Origin of the sequence: Lacticaseibacillus parahuelsenbergensis, assembly GCF_030770265.1 — a bacterium.
In the GTDB taxonomy this organism is placed as follows: domain Bacteria; phylum Bacillota; class Bacilli; order Lactobacillales; family Lactobacillaceae; genus Lacticaseibacillus; species Lacticaseibacillus casei.
In genome coordinates, this window is record NZ_CP132482.1 from 275,065 (window position 1) to 293,388 (window position 18,324).

At 49.8% G+C, this 18,324-nt stretch carries 14 protein-coding genes and 3 rRNA genes; 14 read left to right on the plus strand and 3 right to left on the minus strand.

Translation table 11 applies throughout. The features are described 5' to 3' along the window. Nucleotides 1–40 precede the first annotated feature (40 nt). Nucleotides 41–787, minus strand: coding sequence for a class I SAM-dependent methyltransferase (locus LACPH_RS01295; RefSeq protein ID WP_274784237.1), 747 nt, complete (start codon nt 785–787; stop codon nt 41–43). Between the two features lie 316 nt (nt 788–1,103). Between LACPH_RS01295 and LACPH_RS01300 the strand changes: the two genes are divergently transcribed. From LACPH_RS01300 to LACPH_RS01355, 12 genes are all read left to right on the plus strand, one after another. Then, nucleotides 1,104–2,673: ribosomal RNA gene (locus LACPH_RS01300) — 16S ribosomal RNA — on the plus strand. Nucleotides 2,674–2,892: 219 nt separating this feature from the next. Then, a 23S ribosomal RNA gene (locus LACPH_RS01305) occupies nt 2,893–5,810 on the plus strand. Nucleotides 5,811–5,928: 118 nt separating this feature from the next. After that, nucleotides 5,929–6,045: ribosomal RNA gene (rrf, locus tag LACPH_RS01310) — 5S ribosomal RNA — on the plus strand. The 16S, 23S and 5S rRNA genes sit together here, the layout of an rRNA operon. Before the next feature lie 419 nt (nt 6,046–6,464). Beyond that, a complete protein-coding gene (locus LACPH_RS01315) occupies nt 6,465–6,785 on the plus strand; it encodes a thioredoxin family protein (protein WP_070650393.1) in 321 nt (106 codons plus the stop codon). Then, nucleotides 6,782–7,558: a threonine/serine exporter family protein gene (locus LACPH_RS01320; protein WP_087911401.1), complete on the plus strand. Its 777-nt coding sequence runs from the start codon at nt 6,782–6,784 to the stop codon at nt 7,556–7,558. Before LACPH_RS01315 ends, LACPH_RS01320 begins: the two co-directional genes overlap by 4 nt. A gap of 17 nt (nt 7,559–7,575) precedes the next feature. After that, a complete protein-coding gene (locus tag LACPH_RS01325; RefSeq protein WP_010492690.1) occupies nt 7,576–8,034 on the plus strand; it encodes a threonine/serine exporter family protein in 459 nt (152 codons plus the stop codon). A 686-nt stretch (nt 8,035–8,720) separates the two neighbouring features. Continuing rightward, nucleotides 8,721–9,914, plus strand: coding sequence for an ABC transporter substrate-binding protein (locus LACPH_RS01330; protein ID WP_274784238.1), 1,194 nt, complete (start codon nt 8,721–8,723; stop codon nt 9,912–9,914). A gap of 34 nt (nt 9,915–9,948) precedes the next feature. Continuing rightward, nucleotides 9,949–10,827 (plus strand): branched-chain amino acid ABC transporter permease, encoded by an 879-nt coding sequence (locus tag LACPH_RS01335; protein WP_049172071.1) that lies wholly within the window; start codon nt 9,949–9,951, stop codon nt 10,825–10,827. A gap of 4 nt (nt 10,828–10,831) precedes the next feature. Then, the gene (locus LACPH_RS01340) at nt 10,832–11,785 is read left to right on the plus strand and encodes a branched-chain amino acid ABC transporter permease (protein ID WP_138131902.1); all 954 of its coding nucleotides are present in this window, start codon (nt 10,832–10,834) and stop codon (nt 11,783–11,785) included. Then, entirely contained in the window at nt 11,782–12,567 is a 786-nt protein-coding gene (locus tag LACPH_RS01345) for an ABC transporter ATP-binding protein (RefSeq protein WP_049172067.1), read from the plus strand. The genes LACPH_RS01340 and LACPH_RS01345 overlap by 4 nt, the downstream gene beginning before the upstream one ends. Continuing rightward, nucleotides 12,560–13,276 (plus strand): ABC transporter ATP-binding protein, encoded by a 717-nt coding sequence (locus LACPH_RS01350; RefSeq protein WP_049172066.1) that lies wholly within the window; start codon nt 12,560–12,562, stop codon nt 13,274–13,276. Before LACPH_RS01345 ends, LACPH_RS01350 begins: the two co-directional genes overlap by 8 nt. Nucleotides 13,277–13,443: 167 nt before the next feature. After that, nucleotides 13,444–13,767 (plus strand): MazG nucleotide pyrophosphohydrolase domain-containing protein, encoded by a 324-nt coding sequence (locus tag LACPH_RS01355; protein ID WP_047107746.1) that lies wholly within the window; start codon nt 13,444–13,446, stop codon nt 13,765–13,767. A 125-nt stretch (nt 13,768–13,892) separates the two neighbouring features. Here LACPH_RS01355 and LACPH_RS01360 read toward each other — a convergent pair whose 3' ends face one another. Beyond that, a complete protein-coding gene (locus LACPH_RS01360) occupies nt 13,893–14,795 on the minus strand; it encodes an alpha/beta hydrolase (protein ID WP_049172065.1) in 903 nt (300 codons plus the stop codon). Next, entirely contained in the window at nt 14,788–16,104 is a 1,317-nt protein-coding gene (locus tag LACPH_RS01365) for a PTS sugar transporter subunit IIC (RefSeq protein ID WP_274784239.1), read from the minus strand. Before LACPH_RS01365 ends, LACPH_RS01360 begins: the two co-directional genes overlap by 8 nt. 334 nt (nt 16,105–16,438) lie before the next feature. On the opposite strand from LACPH_RS01365, the gene deoC reads away from it, so the two are divergent. Together deoC and LACPH_RS01375 are read left to right on the plus strand one after the other, a co-directional pair. Further along, complete coding sequence (deoC, locus tag LACPH_RS01370; RefSeq protein WP_047107744.1) at nt 16,439–17,113, plus strand: deoxyribose-phosphate aldolase; 675 nt, start codon at nt 16,439–16,441, stop codon at nt 17,111–17,113. 1 nt (nt 17,114) lies between these two features. Then, nucleotides 17,115–18,305: a phosphopentomutase gene (locus tag LACPH_RS01375; RefSeq protein ID WP_274784240.1), complete on the plus strand. Its 1,191-nt coding sequence runs from the start codon at nt 17,115–17,117 to the stop codon at nt 18,303–18,305. Nucleotides 18,306–18,324 lie beyond the last annotated feature (19 nt).

Genomic DNA, 18,324 nt, shown 5'->3' on the forward strand with positions numbered 1-18,324 from the left:
GTTTAGTTCGTATTGGAACGCGCAGTGGTATGTTGAATTGCTAATGATCCGAATCCCAAACCAGTTGCGTATAGGTATAAGTGAGATGATCGGTGACTGGCATGTGGGCATTTTCGTTTCCAGTCAGTGCCTTGGCAAGTTGGCTGGCCGCCTTTACACCCAGGGGCACGGTTAGCTCAGGCAAAAGATCGCTAATCGTTGTCTGTTCCACAAGATGATAAGTCAGCGTATGTGATTTGAACGGAACGTGGTGGGCACGTAACCACCGCTCATAGCTGGCAACGCGACTAGGGTCTGCCTGATAAGTGACCGGTACGGGTTGGCCTAAATAAGTTAGCGCGCGATCCATCAAAGCGTCAGACTGTTCGCTTTGAAAGTTCAACACAACGCTTTGATTAGCCCAGTCGGTTAATAATGACAGTTCATTGGCTTCCAGCGTGGGTAATTGGCTAACAAAAATAAGATCGGCAGCAGGCAGCGTTTCAAGCTGATGCCAATCGGCGGTTATGAAGTTGACCGATGTAGTCGAATTGGCTGTTAGCTGTTGCCTTGCATAAGCCAGCATGGCAGAAGACCAATCGATTAACGTCAGTTGTTGGACATGCGCGGCGAAGCGAGCGGCGTAACGGCCGGTCCCGGCAGCAAGGTCAACGAGTGATTTAGTCGGCAGCAGCCCTTCAGCGAGCAGCCATGCGGTAACATCTCGAGCAATTGGCAAACGTGACGCTTTCTCGGCCGCGGCGTAGTCTTCGGCGAATTGATTCCAAAAGGCCCGATCTTCTTTCATGAAAAGATATTTCCCCTCTGAAAATTTTTTTGAAAAAGTAGTTGACTTAAACGGAGAACCTGCGTAGTATATTACGAGTTGTCAGTCATCAAAACAGTTTAAACCGCACAGCGATTTAAAAAAAGATGTTGACAAAGGGTTGCCAATTTGATATTCTAATTGAGTTGTCGCTTGGCAACGAAGTCGTCCTTTGAAAACTGAACAAAGTTTCGTTTAAATGTGCAGGGTCCTTGATACTCCGGTATCGAGGCAAAAAGTAACATTTGCGAAGTCAATTCGCTAGAACAACAAATCGAGCTATTCGAACAGCTCATATTTATATGAGAGTTTGATCCTGGCTCAGGATGAACGCTGGCGGCGTGCCTAATACATGCAAGTCGAACGAGTTTTGGTCGATGAACGGTGCTTGCATCGTGATTCAACTTAAAACGAGTGGCGGACGGGTGAGTAACACGTGGGTAACCTGCCCTTAAGTGGGGGATAACATTTGGAAACAGATGCTAATACCGCATAAATCCAAGAACCGCATGGTTCTTGGCTGAAAGATGGCGTAAGCTATCGCTTTTGGATGGACCCGCGGCGTATTAGCTAGTTGGTGAGGTAACGGCTCACCAAGGCGATGATACGTAGCCGAACTGAGAGGTTGATCGGCCACATTGGGACTGAGACACGGCCCAAACTCCTACGGGAGGCAGCAGTAGGGAATCTTCCACAATGGACGCAAGTCTGATGGAGCAACGCCGCGTGAGTGAAGAAGGCTTTCGGGTCGTAAAACTCTGTTGTTGGAGAAGAATGGTCGGCAGAGTAACTGTTGTCGGCGTGACGGTATCCAACCAGAAAGCCACGGCTAACTACGTGCCAGCAGCCGCGGTAATACGTAGGTGGCAAGCGTTATCCGGATTTATTGGGCGTAAAGCGAGCGCAGGCGGTTTTTTAAGTCTGATGTGAAAGCCCTCGGCTTAACCGAGGAAGCGCATCGGAAACTGGGAAACTTGAGTGCAGAAGAGGACAGTGGAACTCCATGTGTAGCGGTGAAATGCGTAGATATATGGAAGAACACCAGTGGCGAAGGCGGCTGTCTGGTCTGTAACTGACGCTGAGGCTCGAAAGCATGGGTAGCGAACAGGATTAGATACCCTGGTAGTCCATGCCGTAAACGATGAATGCTAGGTGTTGGAGGGTTTCCGCCCTTCAGTGCCGCAGCTAACGCATTAAGCATTCCGCCTGGGGAGTACGACCGCAAGGTTGAAACTCAAAGGAATTGACGGGGGCCCGCACAAGCGGTGGAGCATGTGGTTTAATTCGAAGCAACGCGAAGAACCTTACCAGGTCTTGATATCTTTTGATCACCTGAGAGATCAGGTTTCCCCTTCGGGGGCAAAATGACAGGTGGTGCATGGTTGTCGTCAGCTCGTGTCGTGAGATGTTGGGTTAAGTCCCGCAACGAGCGCAACCCTTATGACTAGTTGCCAGCATTCAGTTGGGCACTCTAGTAAGACTGCCGGTGACAAACCGGAGGAAGGTGGGGATGACGTCAAATCATCATGCCCCTTATGACCTGGGCTACACACGTGCTACAATGGATGGTACAACGAGTTGCGAGACCGCGAGGTCAAGCTAATCTCTTAAAGCCATTCTCAGTTCGGACTGTAGGCTGCAACTCGCCTACACGAAGTCGGAATCGCTAGTAATCGCGGATCAGCACGCCGCGGTGAATACGTTCCCGGGCCTTGTACACACCGCCCGTCACACCATGAGAGTTTGTAACACCCGAAGCCGGTGGCGTAACCCTTTTAGGGAGCGAGCCGTCTAAGGTGGGACAAATGATTAGGGTGAAGTCGTAACAAGGTAGCCGTAGGAGAACCTGCGGCTGGATCACCTCCTTTCTAAGGAAACAGACTTTAAGTCTGACGGAAACCTGCACACACGAAACTTTGTTTAGTTTTGAGGGGACGACCCTCAAGCGCCCTAGCGGGCGCGACTTTGTTCTTTGAAAACTGGATATCATTGTTGTAAATGTTTTAAATTGCCGAGAACACAGCGTATTTGTATGAGTTTCTAATATAGAAATTCGCATCGCATAACCGCTGACGCAAGTCAGTACAGGTTAAGTTACAAAGGGCGCACGGTGGATGCCTTGGCACTAGGAGCCGATGAAGGACGGAACTAATACCGATATGCTTCGGGGAGCTATAAGTAAGCTTTGATCCGGAGATTTCCGAATGGGGGAACCCAGTACACATCAGTGTATTGCCTGCAAGTGAATTCATAGCTTGTTGGCGGCAGACGCGGGGAACTGAAACATCTCAGTACCCGCAGGAAGAGAAAGAAAACTCGATTCCCATAGTAGCGGCGAGCGAAGTGGGAAGAGCCCAAACCGAGAAGCTTGCTTCTCGGGGTTGTAGGACTGGACATTGGAGTTACCAAAGTTCGACGTAGTCGAAGTCAGCTGGAAAGCTGCGCCATAGAAGGTGAAAGCCCTGTAAGCGAAACGGCGGACCCTCCGTCCAGGATCCTGAGTACGGCGGAACACGTGAAATTCCGTCGGAATCCGGGAGGACCATCTCCCAAGGCTAAATACTCCCTAGTGACCGATAGTGAACCAGTACCGTGAGGGAAAGGTGAAAAGCACCCCGGAAGGGGAGTGAAACAGTTCCTGAAACCGTGTGCCTACAATTAGTCAAAGCCCGTTAAGGGGTAATGGCGTGCCTTTTGTAGAATGAACCGGCGAGTTACGTTTGCCTGCGAGGTTAAGATGAAAAGTCGGAGCCGGAGCGAAAGCGAGTCTGAACAGGGCGAATGAGTAGGCAGATGTAGACCCGAAACCAAGTGACCTACCCATGACCAGGTTGAAGGTGTGGTGAAACACACTGGAGGACCGAACCCATGTATGTTGAAAAATGCTGGGATGAGTTGTGGGTAGCGGTGAAATTCCAAACGAACTTGGAGATAGCTGGTTCTCTCCGAAATAGCTTTAGGGTTAGCCTCGGAGGATGGATCATGGAGGTAGAGCACTGTTTGAACTAGGGGCCCATCAAGGGTTACTGAATTCAGATAAACTCCGAATACCATCGATCTTACTCCGGGAGTCAGACAGTGAGCGATAAGGTCCATTGTCGAAAGGGGAACAGCCCAGATCACCAGTTAAGGTCCCTAAATTTATGCTAAGTGGAAAAGGATGTGGCGTTGCACAGACAACTAGGATGTTGGCTCAGAAGCAGCCACCATTTAAAGAGTGCGTAATAGCTCACTAGTCGAGTGGCACTGCGCCGAAAATATACCGGGGCTAAGCATAATACCGAAACTGTGGGTGCACCCGTAAGGGTGCGCGGTAGGAGAGCGTTCTAAGGGCGTTGAAGGTCGATCGTGAGGACGGCTGGAGCGCTTAGAAGTGAGAATGCCGGCATGAGTAGCGAAAGATCAGTGAGAATCTGATCCACCGTATGACTAAGGTTTCCTGGGGAAGGCTCGTCCTCCCAGGGTTAGTCGGGATCTAAGGCGAGGCCGCAAGGCGTAGTCGATGACAAGCAGGTTGAGATTCCTGCACTAGTTTATTTTGTTTAAGCGATGGAGGGACGCAGGAGGCTAAGGAAAGCGCACGGCTGGAAAAGTGCGTCCAAGCCGCAAGTCTGGTGGCGAGTGAAATGCTTGCGACCATAAGGACAAGCGGTGATGGGGAGCGAAATTAAAGTAGCGAAGTTCCTGATGTCACACTGCCAAGAAAAGCTTCTAGTGAGAAATAAACTACCCGTACCGCAAACCGACACAGGTAGTCGAGGAGAGTATCCTCAGGTGAGCGAGCGAACTCTCGTTAAGGAACTCGGCAAAATGACCCCGTAACTTCGGAAGAAGGGGTGCTGACCGCAAGGTCAGCCGCAGTGAATAGGCCCAAACAACTGTTTATCAAAAACACAGGTCTCTGCTAAATCGAAAGATGATGTATAGGGGCTGACGCCTGCCCGGTGCTGGAAGGTTAAGAGGATGAGTTAGCGCAAGCGAAGCCCAGAATTGAAGCCCCAGTAAACGGCGGCCGTAACTATAACGGTCCTAAGGTAGCGAAATTCCTTGTCGGGTAAGTTCCGACCCGCACGAAAGGCGTAATGATTTGGGCACTGTCTCAACGAGAGACTCGGTGAAATTATAGTACCCGTGAAGATGCGGGTTACCCGCGACAGGACGGAAAGACCCCATGGAGCTTTACTGTAGCTTGATATTGAGTGTTGGTACCGCTTGTACAGGATAGGTAGGAGCCGTAGAGATCGGAACGCTAGTTTCGATGGAGGCGTTGGTGGGATACTACCCTAGCTGTATGAACACTCTAACCCGCGCCACTAATCGTGGCGGGAGACAGTGTCAGGTAGGCAGTTTGACTGGGGCGGTCGCCTCCTAAAATGTAACGGAGGCGCCCAAAGGTTCCCTCAGAATGGTTGGAAATCATTCGCAGAGTGTAAAGGTAGAAGGGAGCTTGACTGCGAGACTGACAAGTCGAGCAGGGACGAAAGTCGGGCTTAGTGATCCGGTGGTTCCGTATGGAAGGGCCATCGCTCAACGGATAAAAGCTACCCTGGGGATAACAGGCTTATCTCCCCCAAGAGTCCACATCGACGGGGAGGTTTGGCACCTCGATGTCGGCTCATCGCATCCTGGGGCTGTAGTCGGTCCCAAGGGTTGGGCTGTTCGCCCATTAAAGCGGTACGCGAGCTGGGTTCAGAACGTCGTGAGACAGTTCGGTCCCTATCCGTCGCGGGCGCAGGAAATTTGAGAGGAGCTGTCCTTAGTACGAGAGGACCGGGATGGACGTTCCGCTGGTGTACCAGTTGTGCCGCCAGGCGCATCGCTGGGTAGCTATGAACGGAAGGGATAAACGCTGAAAGCATCTAAGTGTGAAGCCCCCCTCGAGATGAGATTTCCCATTCCTATATGGAAGTAAGACCCCTGAGAGATGATCAGGTAGATAGGCTGGAAGTGGAAGTGCAGCGATGCATGGAGCGGACCAGTACTAATCGGTCGAGGACTTAACCAAGTAAGAGCGTGAGCAGGAGCGATTGCGACTGCGAACGCGTTTCGATGAAATACACTGGTTCCCGACAACACAAAAACAACAATGATAGCCAGTTTTGAGAGCGCAAAGTTCTCATAAGTGTGGTGGCGATAGCAAGAAGGATACACCTGTTCCCATGCCGAACACAGAAGTTAAGCTTCTTCACGCCGAGAGTAGTTGGTGGGAAACTGCCTGCGAGGGTAGGAAGCTGCCACGCTAAGATAAGATCCGGTCATATTGACTGGGTCTTTTTTTGATGAGCGTGAGCCGGCGCGTTTAGGGGTCGGAGTGTAAGTGGCCTTGAGCGTGATGGCGGTCTTTGCCATTGCGAGCAAGGTCCTTACACGCAGACTCCTGCGCCGGGGAGCGCGTTATAGAAAGCGAAAATCAGATTTCACATTTGCCAACAATAGAACAAATTCCTAATTGATATGTGTTTGCCATAGCGACCAAGGCCACTTACACGCAAATTTCTGCACCAGTGAGCGCGTTATGGAAAGCTGAGCAAGACTTCAAACCTGCCGTCAACAGAACAAAATTCATAACTCTCCACAAACGGAAAATCAAAAAATAATCTTGAAACAACAGTACCATGCGTGCTACATTGCAGAAGCAAGCGGAAAAGGGGGCCATAAAATGCCAGTGAATGCGACGAAAGAGACACTAAAGGAGTTGACCGCTACCGGAACGGTGGTTGTCGACTTTTGGGCGCCGTGGTGTGGGCCTTGTAAGGTGCTTGATCCGATTTTAAGTGCGCTTGAAAAAGAACTGTCAGGGCTAAAAGTAGTGCGCTATAACGTGGAGGCGGATGCTTCGGTGCCGCAAACATTGGGAATCATGACAGTGCCGACAATAGTAGTCTATCAGCAGGGACAACCAAAAGAAAAAGTGAGCGGCGTTTATGCCAAAGAAAAATTGAAGCGTTACTTTGAAAAGAAGTTAGAGGCAGCGCGATGACACATTCAATTGAACAAGAAAAAACCCAAACCCCAAATCGTGTCTTAGCTACCTGCCTTTTAGCCGGGCGAATTATGATCGAAGGCGGTTCGGAAATGTATCGGGTGGAAGACACGATGCGCCGAATCGCTTTTAACGCTGGTCAACCGCAAACTTTGGTGTTCACGACGCCAACTGGGATTTTTGCCAGCATCGAAAATCAACCGTATATTCAGGAACGACCGATTAGCAAACGCTCAATTGATATGGAGAAAGTCTCCCGGGTGAATCAGCTTTCCCGATCGTTTGCTGCTAAGGAAATTGATCTGGATACTTTATATGCGGCACTGCTTAAATTAGATCAGAATACGCCGTTTTTCCCAATTTGGTGGCAGGTGATCGGTGCTGCCGTTGTCAGTTTGACCTTAATGGTTTTATTTGCGCAAAAATACAACTGGTTTGATATGCCCTTGGCGGCGTTGGTTGGCGCACTTGGTTTTTGGGTGAATATCAAGGTGAATGCCTTAACGAATATTCGCTTTATCAGTGAATTACTCGGCGCTTTGGTTGTCGGATTAACGGCCTGGATCGGTGTTAAATTAGGGTTAGGTCATGATCTGGATGACATTATCATCGGTGCGATTATGCCGCTGGTGCCGGGTGTGGCGATTACCAATTCGATCCGGGATATGTTGGCCGGGCACCTGTTGTCCGGCATGGCGCGGGGCATGGAAGCGATCTTAAGCGCCTGTGCCATTGGTGTTGGGATTGCCATTATTTTCCGGTTCTTTTAGTGAAGGAGGCAGTGCTCTTGCCGTGGTTTGTTGCGTTATTGATCCAGCTATCTTTTAGTTATTTAGCAACCGTTGCGTTTGCGGTGATTATCAATGTTCCGCGCAAGGCACTGAATCTTGCTGGTTGGGCTGGCATGATGGGCTGGCTGGCATACTGGCTATTGATGGAGGCAGGTATTGGCCGGATGATGGCTAACTTGACCGGTGCCTTTGTCATTGGGGTGTGCGGCATCTTCTTTGCGCGTTATAAAAAAATGCCTGTCATTATCTTCAACATTCCGGGTTTTGTCCCATTGGTGCCAGGCGCCGTTGCCTATCAGGCGGTTCGCGCGGTGGTGATGGGGCAACTGGATAGCGCTTTACAATATGTCAGTCGCGTGATCATGATTGCCGGTGCGATTGCGGTCGGTTTTATGTTGGCGCAACTCTTGTCAGAATTGTTGTATAAACAGGCAGTCTTAAAGCCGAAAAAGTGATATGCTGTTTCTATGCGATGAGTCGAGTAAGCACGGTTCTTGTGCTGAAAGTTGCAGCTGACTGGTTAAAAGCCACCCGCCGGATTGTGGGGTCAGCGATCTCAAGGTTGTGGAGCCAGCGAGATCCTATCCAAGTTAAATTGGGTACTGTAAAAATTGGCAGTCAAGCTTAATGCTTGGCTGCTTTTTTTCGTTTCACGCCGTTTTGGCTGTTTTCACTCTGTTTTTTTAAAATCAAAAAAAGTTCCGAAATCATTCACTTATTAACAAAATTATGAGAATGATCCCCTTGATTTTAGTGATATTTCACATTAGGGCAGCGTCTGGAAAACGTTAAGATAGCGACACATCAGCTGCTTTTGTTAAACGTGCAAAAAATTGAAAATTTAAGTTGACTTTTTGCGTGAATCCAATTAGTATTCTAACCAATCATTAATTTTAACGGGAGAAGGCGATTCAATGTCATCTATGTGTATGTCATCTAAAAAGAGCAATATTCGTCAAAGCATATGCTTAGTCTTGTTGTTGATGCCAGGGACCCGACAGTTTGATCGTTAATGATCAGCGTATCGAGCCCCGTTTTCGTATTGACAATGGGGCTGATACTTGGCACCCATTCGTCGGAATGGGTGCCTTTTTGTTAAAGATTAATGAAAATGCTAAGGATGTTAAAAGGGGGAACCAAAATGAAAAAGAGCGTTGTGAAAGCCTTGATTGGCGCTGGGGTTGTTGCCATGTCCATGCTGGCACTGACCGGTTGTGCGACCAAAAGTGCGGCAAACAAAGGAAATACGGCGGGTACTACGATTAAGATCGGCGTGAATATGGAATTGTCCGGTGCCGTGGCTGGTTATGGCGAGCAGGAAAAGCAAGGGGTCGAGCTGGCAGTTAAGCAGATTAATGCTGCTGGCGGCGTGAAAGTTGGTAACAGCAAGAAAAAGCTGACGGCAGTTTATCGCGACAACAAGTCGTCAACCAGCGGGGCGGCGTCGGTTGCGGCGCAGTTGGCAAATAACGAGAAGGTCGTTGCTATCGTCGGACCGGCAACCACTAATAATGGGACGGCTTCAATTCCAAATGTCACCAAAGCAGCAGTACCAATGGTGGGGCCAAGCGCAACGGATCCTAATTTCACCTTGCAGAAAAACGGTCAGGTGCAGCCTTATGTTTTCCGCGCCTGTTTCACGGACACTTTCCAGGGGCAAAAAGCCGCGGTGTTTGCCGATGACACGTTGAAAGCAAAAAATGTGGCAATTATTGCCGACAACTCAACGGATTATGGCACTGGCTTGGCCAAAGCGTTTAAGAAGAAGTTTACCGGCAAGGTTGTAACCACGGAATATTATCAATCAGGCGATAAGGACTTCAATGCCATGTTGACAAATATTAAAAACAAAAAAATTGATGCGATTTATGCACCGGGTTACTATTCTGAACTGGGCCTGTTGATTAAACAAGCGCGTCAGTCCGGGATCAAGGTACCGATCATTGGGGCAGATGGCATGGCCGATCCTAAACTGGCCCAGATTGCCGGCAACGAAAATGCGACCGATGTCTACTACACCACGCCATTTTCGACGTTAGCTGCCAATCGCAGTTCGCTGGTTAAGACGTTCATGAATAACTATCAAAAACAGTACAACGCGAGTGCACCAACATTTTCCGCGCTGGCCTATGATTCGGTTTACATGATCAAGCGGGCCATCGAAGACCAGAAGTCAGCGGATTCGGCAAGCATCGCTAAAGGGCTGGCGAAAATCAAAAATATGCCAGGCGTGACCGGAACAACCAGCATTGATAGCAAGCATAATCCAGAGAAGCCAATTGCAGTTGAAGAACTGACGCAAGGCAAGATTACGAAGGCCTATACCGTTAAGTAGGCGTTTTCCACAATTCTGGGAAGGGGGACCAACTTTGCAGACCATGATGCAACAAATGATCAATGGACTTTCACTCGGCAGTATTTATGCCTTGCTTGCGCTGGGCTACACCATGGTCTATGGGATCATCAAGTTGATCAACTTCGCTCATGGCGATATTTATATGCTCGGCGCGTTTTGGGGTTATTACGCGATTAATTTTTTACACTTAGGGTTTGTTGGCGCTTTATTATCGGCGATGGTGATGGCCAGTCTTTCAGGGGTTTTAATCGAGTATCTGGCGTATCGGCCATTGCGTAATTCACCGCGGATCGCTGCTTTGATTACCGCGATCGGCGTATCGTTTTTCCTTGAAAATGGGATGTCGTTTCTTTTTGGCGCCAACGCCCGGAATTTTCCGCAAGTGATTACAACCAAAACTTATTATGTGTTCGGCGTGGGGATTTCCAATGTGCAACTGCTGATTTTGTCCACATCGTTGCTGCTGATGGTGTTGTTACAATTCATCATTAAGCAAACGACGATGGGGAAAGCGATGCGCGCGGTCGCGGTGGATCCGCAGGCGGCGCAACTGGTCGGGATTAATCCGGATCACGTTATCTCCTTCACCTTTGCTTTGGGCTCGGCCTTGGCAGGGGCAGCGGGCGTTATGATCGGACTTTATTACAACTCGATCGATCCTTTGATGGGGATGGTGCCCGGGATCAAGGCGTTTGTCGCGGCGGTTGTCGGCGGTATCGGCTCGGTGCCGGGTGCGGCAGTCGGCGGCTTCCTGATCGGTCTGCTGGAAACCGGTGTGCAGGCCATTGGATTGTCGGCTTACAAGGATGCCGCGGTTTATCTGGTTCTGATTTTGGTGCTGGTTGTTTTGCCGGCGGGCTTGTTCGGCAAACGTCAACGGGAGAAGGTGTGAGCGCATGCTAAAAAACTTACGCAGCAAATTAATCTGGTTGGCGATCATGGTCAGCGGCTTTGTTCTGATCAATGTCGGGGAATTAACCGGCGTGATCAACACCTTTATCGAAAATGCCTTGGTGACAGTTGGCATTAATATTATTTTGGCAGTCGGGTTAAACCTGATTATCGGGTTTTCGGGTCAATTTTCACTGGGGCATGCTGGCTTCATGGCCATCGGTGCCTACGCAACGGCGATTGTGACGCAAAATATGGCGACACCGCTTGGCTTTTATCTGGCGATGGCGCTGGGGATGGTGATTGCGATCGTGGCGGCGTTGATTGTCGGCATTCCAACCTTGCGACTGCGCGGCGATTACTTGGCCATTGCGACGATGGGAGCGGCGGAAATTATTCGCGTGGTGATTAACAATCTGAAAATCACCAACGGCCCTGCCGGTATGTTCAACATTCCACCGCTGGCATCATGGCCAACGGTTTATGTCTTGATGTGCGTGACAACGGTGGTCATCGTCAACTTTATTCATAGTCGGGCTGGACGCGCGGTGATGGCAATTCGCGATGATGACATTGCGGCCGAATCGATCGGAATTAACCCGACCAAATGGAAATTGGCCGCGTTTGTGTTAGGCGCCGCGACTGCCGCGATTGGCGGATCGTTGCATGCCAGCTATTTGCAAACCATTGCGCCAGGGGACTTTGGTATTATGAATTCGATCTCACTGCTCATTATTGTGGTGTTGGGTGGTGTCGGCAGTATGACTGGGACGTTTGTGGCGGCGATTGTCTTGGGGATCATCGACACGGCGTTACAGAATTTTGGCACGCTCCGTATGGTGATTTATGCACTCGCTTTGATTTTGCTGATGGTCTTCAAGCCGTCCGGACTACTGGGACATTACGAACTTTCTTTTGGGCGTAAACGGCGCGCGCGAAAGGAGGCAGCATCCTCATGACGAACCAACTTGTAATCGATCATGTCAGCAAAGTGTTTGGTGGGCTGAAGGCAGTCGCCGATGTAAGTTTGACCATTGAGCAAGGTGCATTAATCGCGTTAATCGGTCCTAATGGGGCTGGCAAGACCACCTTGTTCAACATGTTGACTGGTGAATCCGGGCCAACGACTGGAAAAATAACCTTAACGACTGCTAACGGTGATGTCGACATTACCAAAAAGAAGGCGTACCAAGTTGCCAAGTTAGGCGTTGCCCGAACCTTTCAAAACATTCGGTTGTTCGGCGCCATGTCAGTGAAGGAAAATGTGCTGGTGGCCAGAACCCATCTGTACCACGAAGATTTTCTCGGAACGGTTTTACGCTTGCCTCAATTTTATCAACGGGAACATGACGTCGGCGCGGCGGCTGATGAGTTACTGGACTTTTTTGACCTAGCTGATGTCGCAGATGAACCCACGGCGAGTTTGCCTTATGGGACCCAGCGGCGCGTTGAAATTGTTCGCGCTGTCGCTACGAAGCCACAGTTATTATTTTTGGACGAGCCAGCAGCGGGGATGAATCCGGAAGAAACGGCTGATTTGAGTCGGCTGATCGCCCGGGTGCGGGAACATTTTGGCATTACCGTGGTGTTGATTGAACATGATATGTCGTTGGTGATGAATCTGGCTGAATATATTTATGTGTTGGATCACGGCGCGATGATTGCCGAGGGTACACCGCAAGTGATTCAACGTGATCCGCAAGTTATTCGGGCTTACTTGGGAGGTGACGTGCATGCTTGAGGTCAAAGATCTGGTGGTCAATTATGGCGGGATTCAGGCGGTCAAAGACGTCAGCTTCCGCGTTCACACCGGCGAAATTGTGGCGCTTATCGGGGCGAATGGTGCGGGTAAAAGTACCATCTTGAAAACTATCTCAGGCTTGTTGCGGCCGCGTTCCGGCACCATCCTATATGAAGATAAAAACATTGTGGGCATGGCGGCCGCTAAAATCGTAAAAATGGGGATCTCGCAAGTGCCAGAGGGCCGGCATATCTTTGCTGGGCTGACGGTCAGCGAAAACTTGCAGATGGGTGCGTTTGGTCTCAAAGACAAGCAAGCTGCCAGCGACCAGTTGGCGGTGGTTTACGATCGTTTTCCGGTTCTAAGGGAACGGCTCAATCAGGATGCCGCAACTCTGTCCGGTGGCGAGCAGCAGATGCTGGCAATGGGACGCGCGCTCATGGCACGGCCGAAGCTTCTTTTGCTGGATGAGCCATCGATGGGCTTATCCCCGATTTTCATTCAGGAGATCTTCGACATCATTACCAAAATCAACGAACAAGGCACCACGGTTTTGTTAATCGAACAAAATGCCAAGCAGGCGCTGGCAATTGCAAATCGCGGGTATGTTTTGGCCAGTGGGACAGTGAAGTTGACCGGTACAGGTGCGGAATTGCTGGCGGATCCAGCGGTTCAGGCAACTTACCTAGGTGCGCAGCCGGCGACTTGAGTGGAAATCAAAATTTTAATTGTTTTGAATAGGTGGCCATGAGCTGCTTATTTTTTGGTCAAAAAGCATGGCTTCAGCAACCAGGCTGGCGTAGTATGGAAAACGAATGTAATTTTTAAACGAAGTCATCAAAACATCTGTTGTGAACGACATCAGGAGGATGAAAATTGACATTAACCGAACACCAGCAGTGGCTAGTTCACTTTTACCAGAAGCACAATTGGTACGCTTATAGTCCCTTCATCCGACTTAATTTTCTGACCGAAGAAACCGGTGAATTATCGCGGGCGATTCGGGCGCTGGAAATTGGTCGCGATCATCCGGGGGAACCGGTTAAAAGTCAGCATGCCTTGGATGCCAATTTGAAAGAAGAATTGGCGGATGTTCTCGATCAGGTTCTGATTCTAAGCGACAAGTTCGGTATTGATCCGGAAAGTTTGCTTGAACAAAGCGAACGAAAGCTGACGCAGCGGTTTAAGCGCCATGCGTGAAGCCTGAGTCTTGCCAGCTAGTTTAGATCTTTTGTGAATCGGATCGGGTAACTAGCAAAAAACAGGCCACCGCATGAATGCGATTGACCTGCTTTTTTTATGCTTCAATTATCGCGGCTTGTTCATCAAGGATTCTGACTGCCGTCACGTGGCGCTGGGCCGACACCACGGCCGCTACCGCCTTGTCCTGGACGAACGCCTTGTTGATTTGGTGTTGCGACCATGTATTGACTGATTAAATTAACAATTTGCCTGTTTTGCGGCAAGTCACTGTGGCCGGCCTCGTCACCCGAAACGGTGATTTGGGTGTAATGGGCGACCTGATTTTGGAAAATATACTTCCCTGCCTCGACACTTTCGATCGGCACGGTGCCGTCACCATCGAGGTTTTCGGTTCCGGCAATCGAGTAAACGGTTAGGGTGCTCGGCAGCTTGTCCCGACTGGTAATGAAGTCGTTCAACATCTGGGTGCGGTTGTTAGGGTTACTTTCTTCAAGATTATATGGCGTCCCAATCGTCATGAGGCGGGTCATCTGCACGTCGGACTCGTTGTAATATTTTTCGAGAAAAAGCGTGAAAATGAGGCCGCCGTTACTGTGGCCAATGCCGCGGAAACGATTGAAGTTATAGGTTTTGGCCAGCTGCTTGAAGGCAATATTAAACCACGCTGCCTGCTTTTTGATGTTGTTGTAGCCGTCCTTGTTATTTTCAAATGCGACAACAATGTACGGCTCGGTGTCACGCGCAGCGATTTTCCCACTATAAGTCAGCGTGCCATCCGTTTTCACCGTAATCTTCAGGAGACTGTGACCATTCGTCTGGTTGTTGAGTTGGGTGATTAAGGTGTTAAAACGGTCTTCAGTCGCCGAGCTCCCGGGAATTAAGATGATGGGCTGCATCCGCGAATTATGGACGACTCGTGCCGATTTGACGTTTTGGGCCATCCATTTGGTTGCTGGGAACACGACTGCTCCGATGGCAAGAATGCTGAAAAGAATAAGCAGCCATCTGCGCCAGTGTTTAATCATGATGATCACCGACTTTCGCTGATTCAAGACTGACAGTTTCGGCCAACCGGACAAACGGCGCGTAAATCAACACCGAGACGATTAAGCAGATCACGGCCACCACTAAGGCAACCAGATTGCCGTTCGTGCCAAGAAACGCTGCCAGCGGTCCCGGCGTGGTCGTCGGCACCGTGTAAACCGAAGGCGGCATGAGACGCAGACGAATGGCGGCCCAGGCAATTACCATGTTGACCAAAGGCGTGATCAAAAACGGCACTAATAGAATCGGATTAAGGGTTACCGGCCACCCGATCATCACAGGGGAACTAACATTGACCAAACCCGGCAGAAGCGATAGCCCGGCAATCCGCCGTAATGGTTTGGATCTTCCTACCCAAAGTGTCGCAATAATCAGCGCTAATGTCATGCCGACGCCGCCAAAGCTGGCAAACGGATGGTAGATGGTATTCATGGTGATCGGGTTAGGCACGTTGAACAAATTAGCGTGCTCCAGCGCATAGTTTAAGTTCGCCGTGCCAGTCGTACTTCCTGACTGCACCATCAACGGATTAATGGGACCTTCAATTCCGCCCCACCACATAAGCGCATTGATTGTCGTGACCAGTGCGAGCCGAAGCGATACATGCGGTATGTTTGTGGCCGGAACTTGAAAAATCACATAGAAAAGACCGACAAAACCTTCCGTTGACACAAAAGTAAGGCCATAAGTGATCGCAACACAGCTAATAAGGATCAGTACAGTTAACCAGGTACCTCGCAAACCGCGACTGATTAGGCCAGCGATGGTGTAGTGTTGTGAAGGTTCCTCAAAATCAGCGTGGGTGAAGCGAAATAACCAGCCGATCAGTAAACCGAAAATAATGGCGATGAACAAACCGCGATAGCCGAAGTTGTTCATCTGAAACGGTGACTGAGCATTACGCTGCGCATTAAAATTTAAAATCAAAAAAGCACCAACGCTGGTGAGTGCCGCCAGTGAATCATCCTTTTTATAAGAACGGGCAATGTATTTTGCAACGAAGAAGGCAGCCATGACAGACATCAGGTCAACGGTCACGGTTTCAATGATCAGCAAAAGCGTGCGAATTTGGTTGTAGTGAGGGATGACATTGTCGAGATTGTAGATGACCGCAAAAAAACCATTGCGTGAAAAGACGCTTAGTTCCAGCATCTGGGCCCACGCGCCGACCATGACAAACGGGAAAATGACAGCAAAAGTTTGCTGAAGTGCACGATAAATCCGGTTATGCCGCAATCGAACACTGTTTGCCACGAGCATGGGAAGCAATCTTTGCATGAGATTGCTCATTGCTGCCATCTCCCTTAATTTTTATTTGATGAAGTTCTATTAAGGTTATTCTAACAAATATTAATGTGAGCGAGTAGCTTTAAGACGGAATCTTGACGAGTTTAACGATTTGCTGAAAAAGCAGGCATGAGAACTTGTTTTCCAGCATGCAAGGGCTTCCGTACCATGGTATTCTTAAGTCAGGACAGTAAACGGAAACGCGTTCGCTGGCGCAGAAACCTGCGTGTAAGGACCTTGGTCGCAATGGTCAAAGCCCGACCATCACGTCCAAGGCCACTTACACTCCGGTTTCTAAGCGCGCCAGCTCGCGCTCTTAATTTTTGGAGGCGTAAAAATGAATAAGAACGAAAAACCATTGGCAAAGTATATTGATCACACCTTATTGAAACCGGATGCAACGCAGGACGAGATTGATGTCGTTTTGGATCAGGCAAAGCAGTATGATTTTGCCTCGGTTTGCATCAATCCTTATTGGGTTGCGAGGGCTGCGGCCAGCTTACACGATACGGACGTCAACGTTTGTACCGTGATTGGATTCCCGCTTGGCGCCAACACAACGCAGACCAAGGTTTTTGAAGCAGGTCAGGCGCTTGATGAAGGCGCAAAAGAAGTCGACATGGTCTTGAACATCGGCGAGCTAAAAGCAGGCCATGATGACCATGTTCGTGCCGACATTCAAGCCGTTGCGGATATGACCCATGCAAAAGGCGGCTTGTTGAAAGTCATCATTGAAGCAGTTCTGTTAACCGATGAGGAAAAGGTAACGGCTTGCAAGTTGGCAGCTGCTGCCGGCGCTGATTTTGTCAAGACGTCAACCGGCTTTGCTGCGGGCGGGGCAACGGTTCATGATGTTGCGCTTATGCGGCAGACAGTTGGCGATAAGTTGGGCGTTAAAGCCGCTGGCGGTATTCACTCCTATGCCGAAGCCAAAGCGTTGATTGAAGCCGGCGCTGATCGGCTAGGGGCAAGTGCCGGGGTACAGATTTTGAAAGAAGCGGGGGAGGCATAATATGGCATTTGAGCGAATTATTACCATTGTTCTAGACTCGATCGGCATTGGCGAAGCGCCGGATGCAGCAAAGTTTCATGATACAGGCGCCGATACGCTTGGTCACATTGGCGATTATTTTGGCGGGAAACTAGCGCTGCCGAACTTGCAGGCGATCGGGCTGGGCAATATCGATCGGAAAACGCCAATTGCTGGGGTTGGACCATTGGGAAGTCCCAGCGGCTATTTTGGCAAGATGGCGGAGATTTCTGCTGGTAAAGATAGTATGGATGGCCATTGGGAGATGATGGGTCTTCCGGTCACTGAACCGCTTGGCTATTTTCCTAAGGGCTTCCCGGCTGACCTGATTAAGCAAATCGAAGACTTTTCCGGGCGCAAAGTCATTCTCAATAAGCCGTATTCCGGCACCGAAGCCATTAAGGATTATGGTGAGCAGCAATTGAAAACCGGCGATCTCATTGTTTATACTTCCGGTGATTCAGTGTTACAGATTGCCGCGCAGACCGATGTGATTCCGCTTGAAGAGTTGTATCGAATTTGTCGATATGTCCGCAGTATTACGATTGATGCGCCATATCGAATCGGCCGGGTCATTGCTCGCCCATATGTTGGCACCGATCCGACAACCTTCACCCGCACCAGTGATCGTCACGATTACACGTTGCAGCCGGATAAGCCGACCGATCTCGATCGGCTGCAAGGAGCTGGCGTGCCGACTTATGGTATCGGGAAAATCAATGATATTTTCTCGGGACAAGGCTTAGACGGTGGCGTGCATACCGTCAGCAATACAGACGGCATGGACAAAACGATTGAGGCGGCGAAATCTGACCGTAAAGGCTTTATTTTTACGAATCTGGTCGACTTCGATGCCATGTATGGTCACCGGCGCAATGCCCAAGGTGATGGCGAGGCGTTAATGACGTTTGACCGCCAGCTGGGTGATTTACTGACGGCTTTACGGCGCGACGATTTACTCATGATTACGGCCGACCACGGGAATGACCCGACTTTCCGCGGAACGGATCATACCCGCGAATATGTACCATTGTTGGCTTATAGTAAGCAATTCGTCGGCAATGGTGACTTGGGTGTCCGGTCACCGTTTGCTGATTTGGGCGCCACGATTCTCGATAATTTCGGCGTCAGCGGCAATCAGGTCGGCCAATCATTTCTGAGCTTGTTAAAATAACACAACCCAGCGAAAGGGG

Excerpts from the sequence above, each read along its gene's own strand:
- LACPH_RS01295 (WP_274784237.1), bottom strand. The coding sequence starts at position 787 with ATGAAAGAAGATCGGGCCTTTTGGAATCAATTCGCCGAAGACTACGCC.
- LACPH_RS01315 (WP_070650393.1), top strand. The coding sequence starts at position 6,465 with ATGCCAGTGAATGCGACGAAAGAGACACTAAAGGAGTTGACCGCTACC.
- LACPH_RS01320 (WP_087911401.1), top strand. The coding sequence starts at position 6,782 with ATGACACATTCAATTGAACAAGAAAAAACCCAAACCCCAAATCGTGTC.
- LACPH_RS01330 (WP_274784238.1), top strand. The coding sequence starts at position 8,721 with ATGAAAAAGAGCGTTGTGAAAGCCTTGATTGGCGCTGGGGTTGTTGCC.
- LACPH_RS01340 (WP_138131902.1), top strand. The coding sequence starts at position 10,832 with ATGCTAAAAAACTTACGCAGCAAATTAATCTGGTTGGCGATCATGGTC.
- LACPH_RS01345 (WP_049172067.1), top strand. The coding sequence starts at position 11,782 with ATGACGAACCAACTTGTAATCGATCATGTCAGCAAAGTGTTTGGTGGG.
- LACPH_RS01350 (WP_049172066.1), top strand. The coding sequence starts at position 12,560 with ATGCTTGAGGTCAAAGATCTGGTGGTCAATTATGGCGGGATTCAGGCG.
- LACPH_RS01360 (WP_049172065.1), bottom strand. The coding sequence starts at position 14,795 with ATGATTAAACACTGGCGCAGATGGCTGCTTATTCTTTTCAGCATTCTT.
- LACPH_RS01365 (WP_274784239.1), bottom strand. The coding sequence starts at position 16,104 with ATGAGCAATCTCATGCAAAGATTGCTTCCCATGCTCGTGGCAAACAGT.
- deoC (WP_047107744.1), top strand. The coding sequence starts at position 16,439 with ATGAATAAGAACGAAAAACCATTGGCAAAGTATATTGATCACACCTTA.
- LACPH_RS01375 (WP_274784240.1), top strand. The coding sequence starts at position 17,115 with ATGGCATTTGAGCGAATTATTACCATTGTTCTAGACTCGATCGGCATT.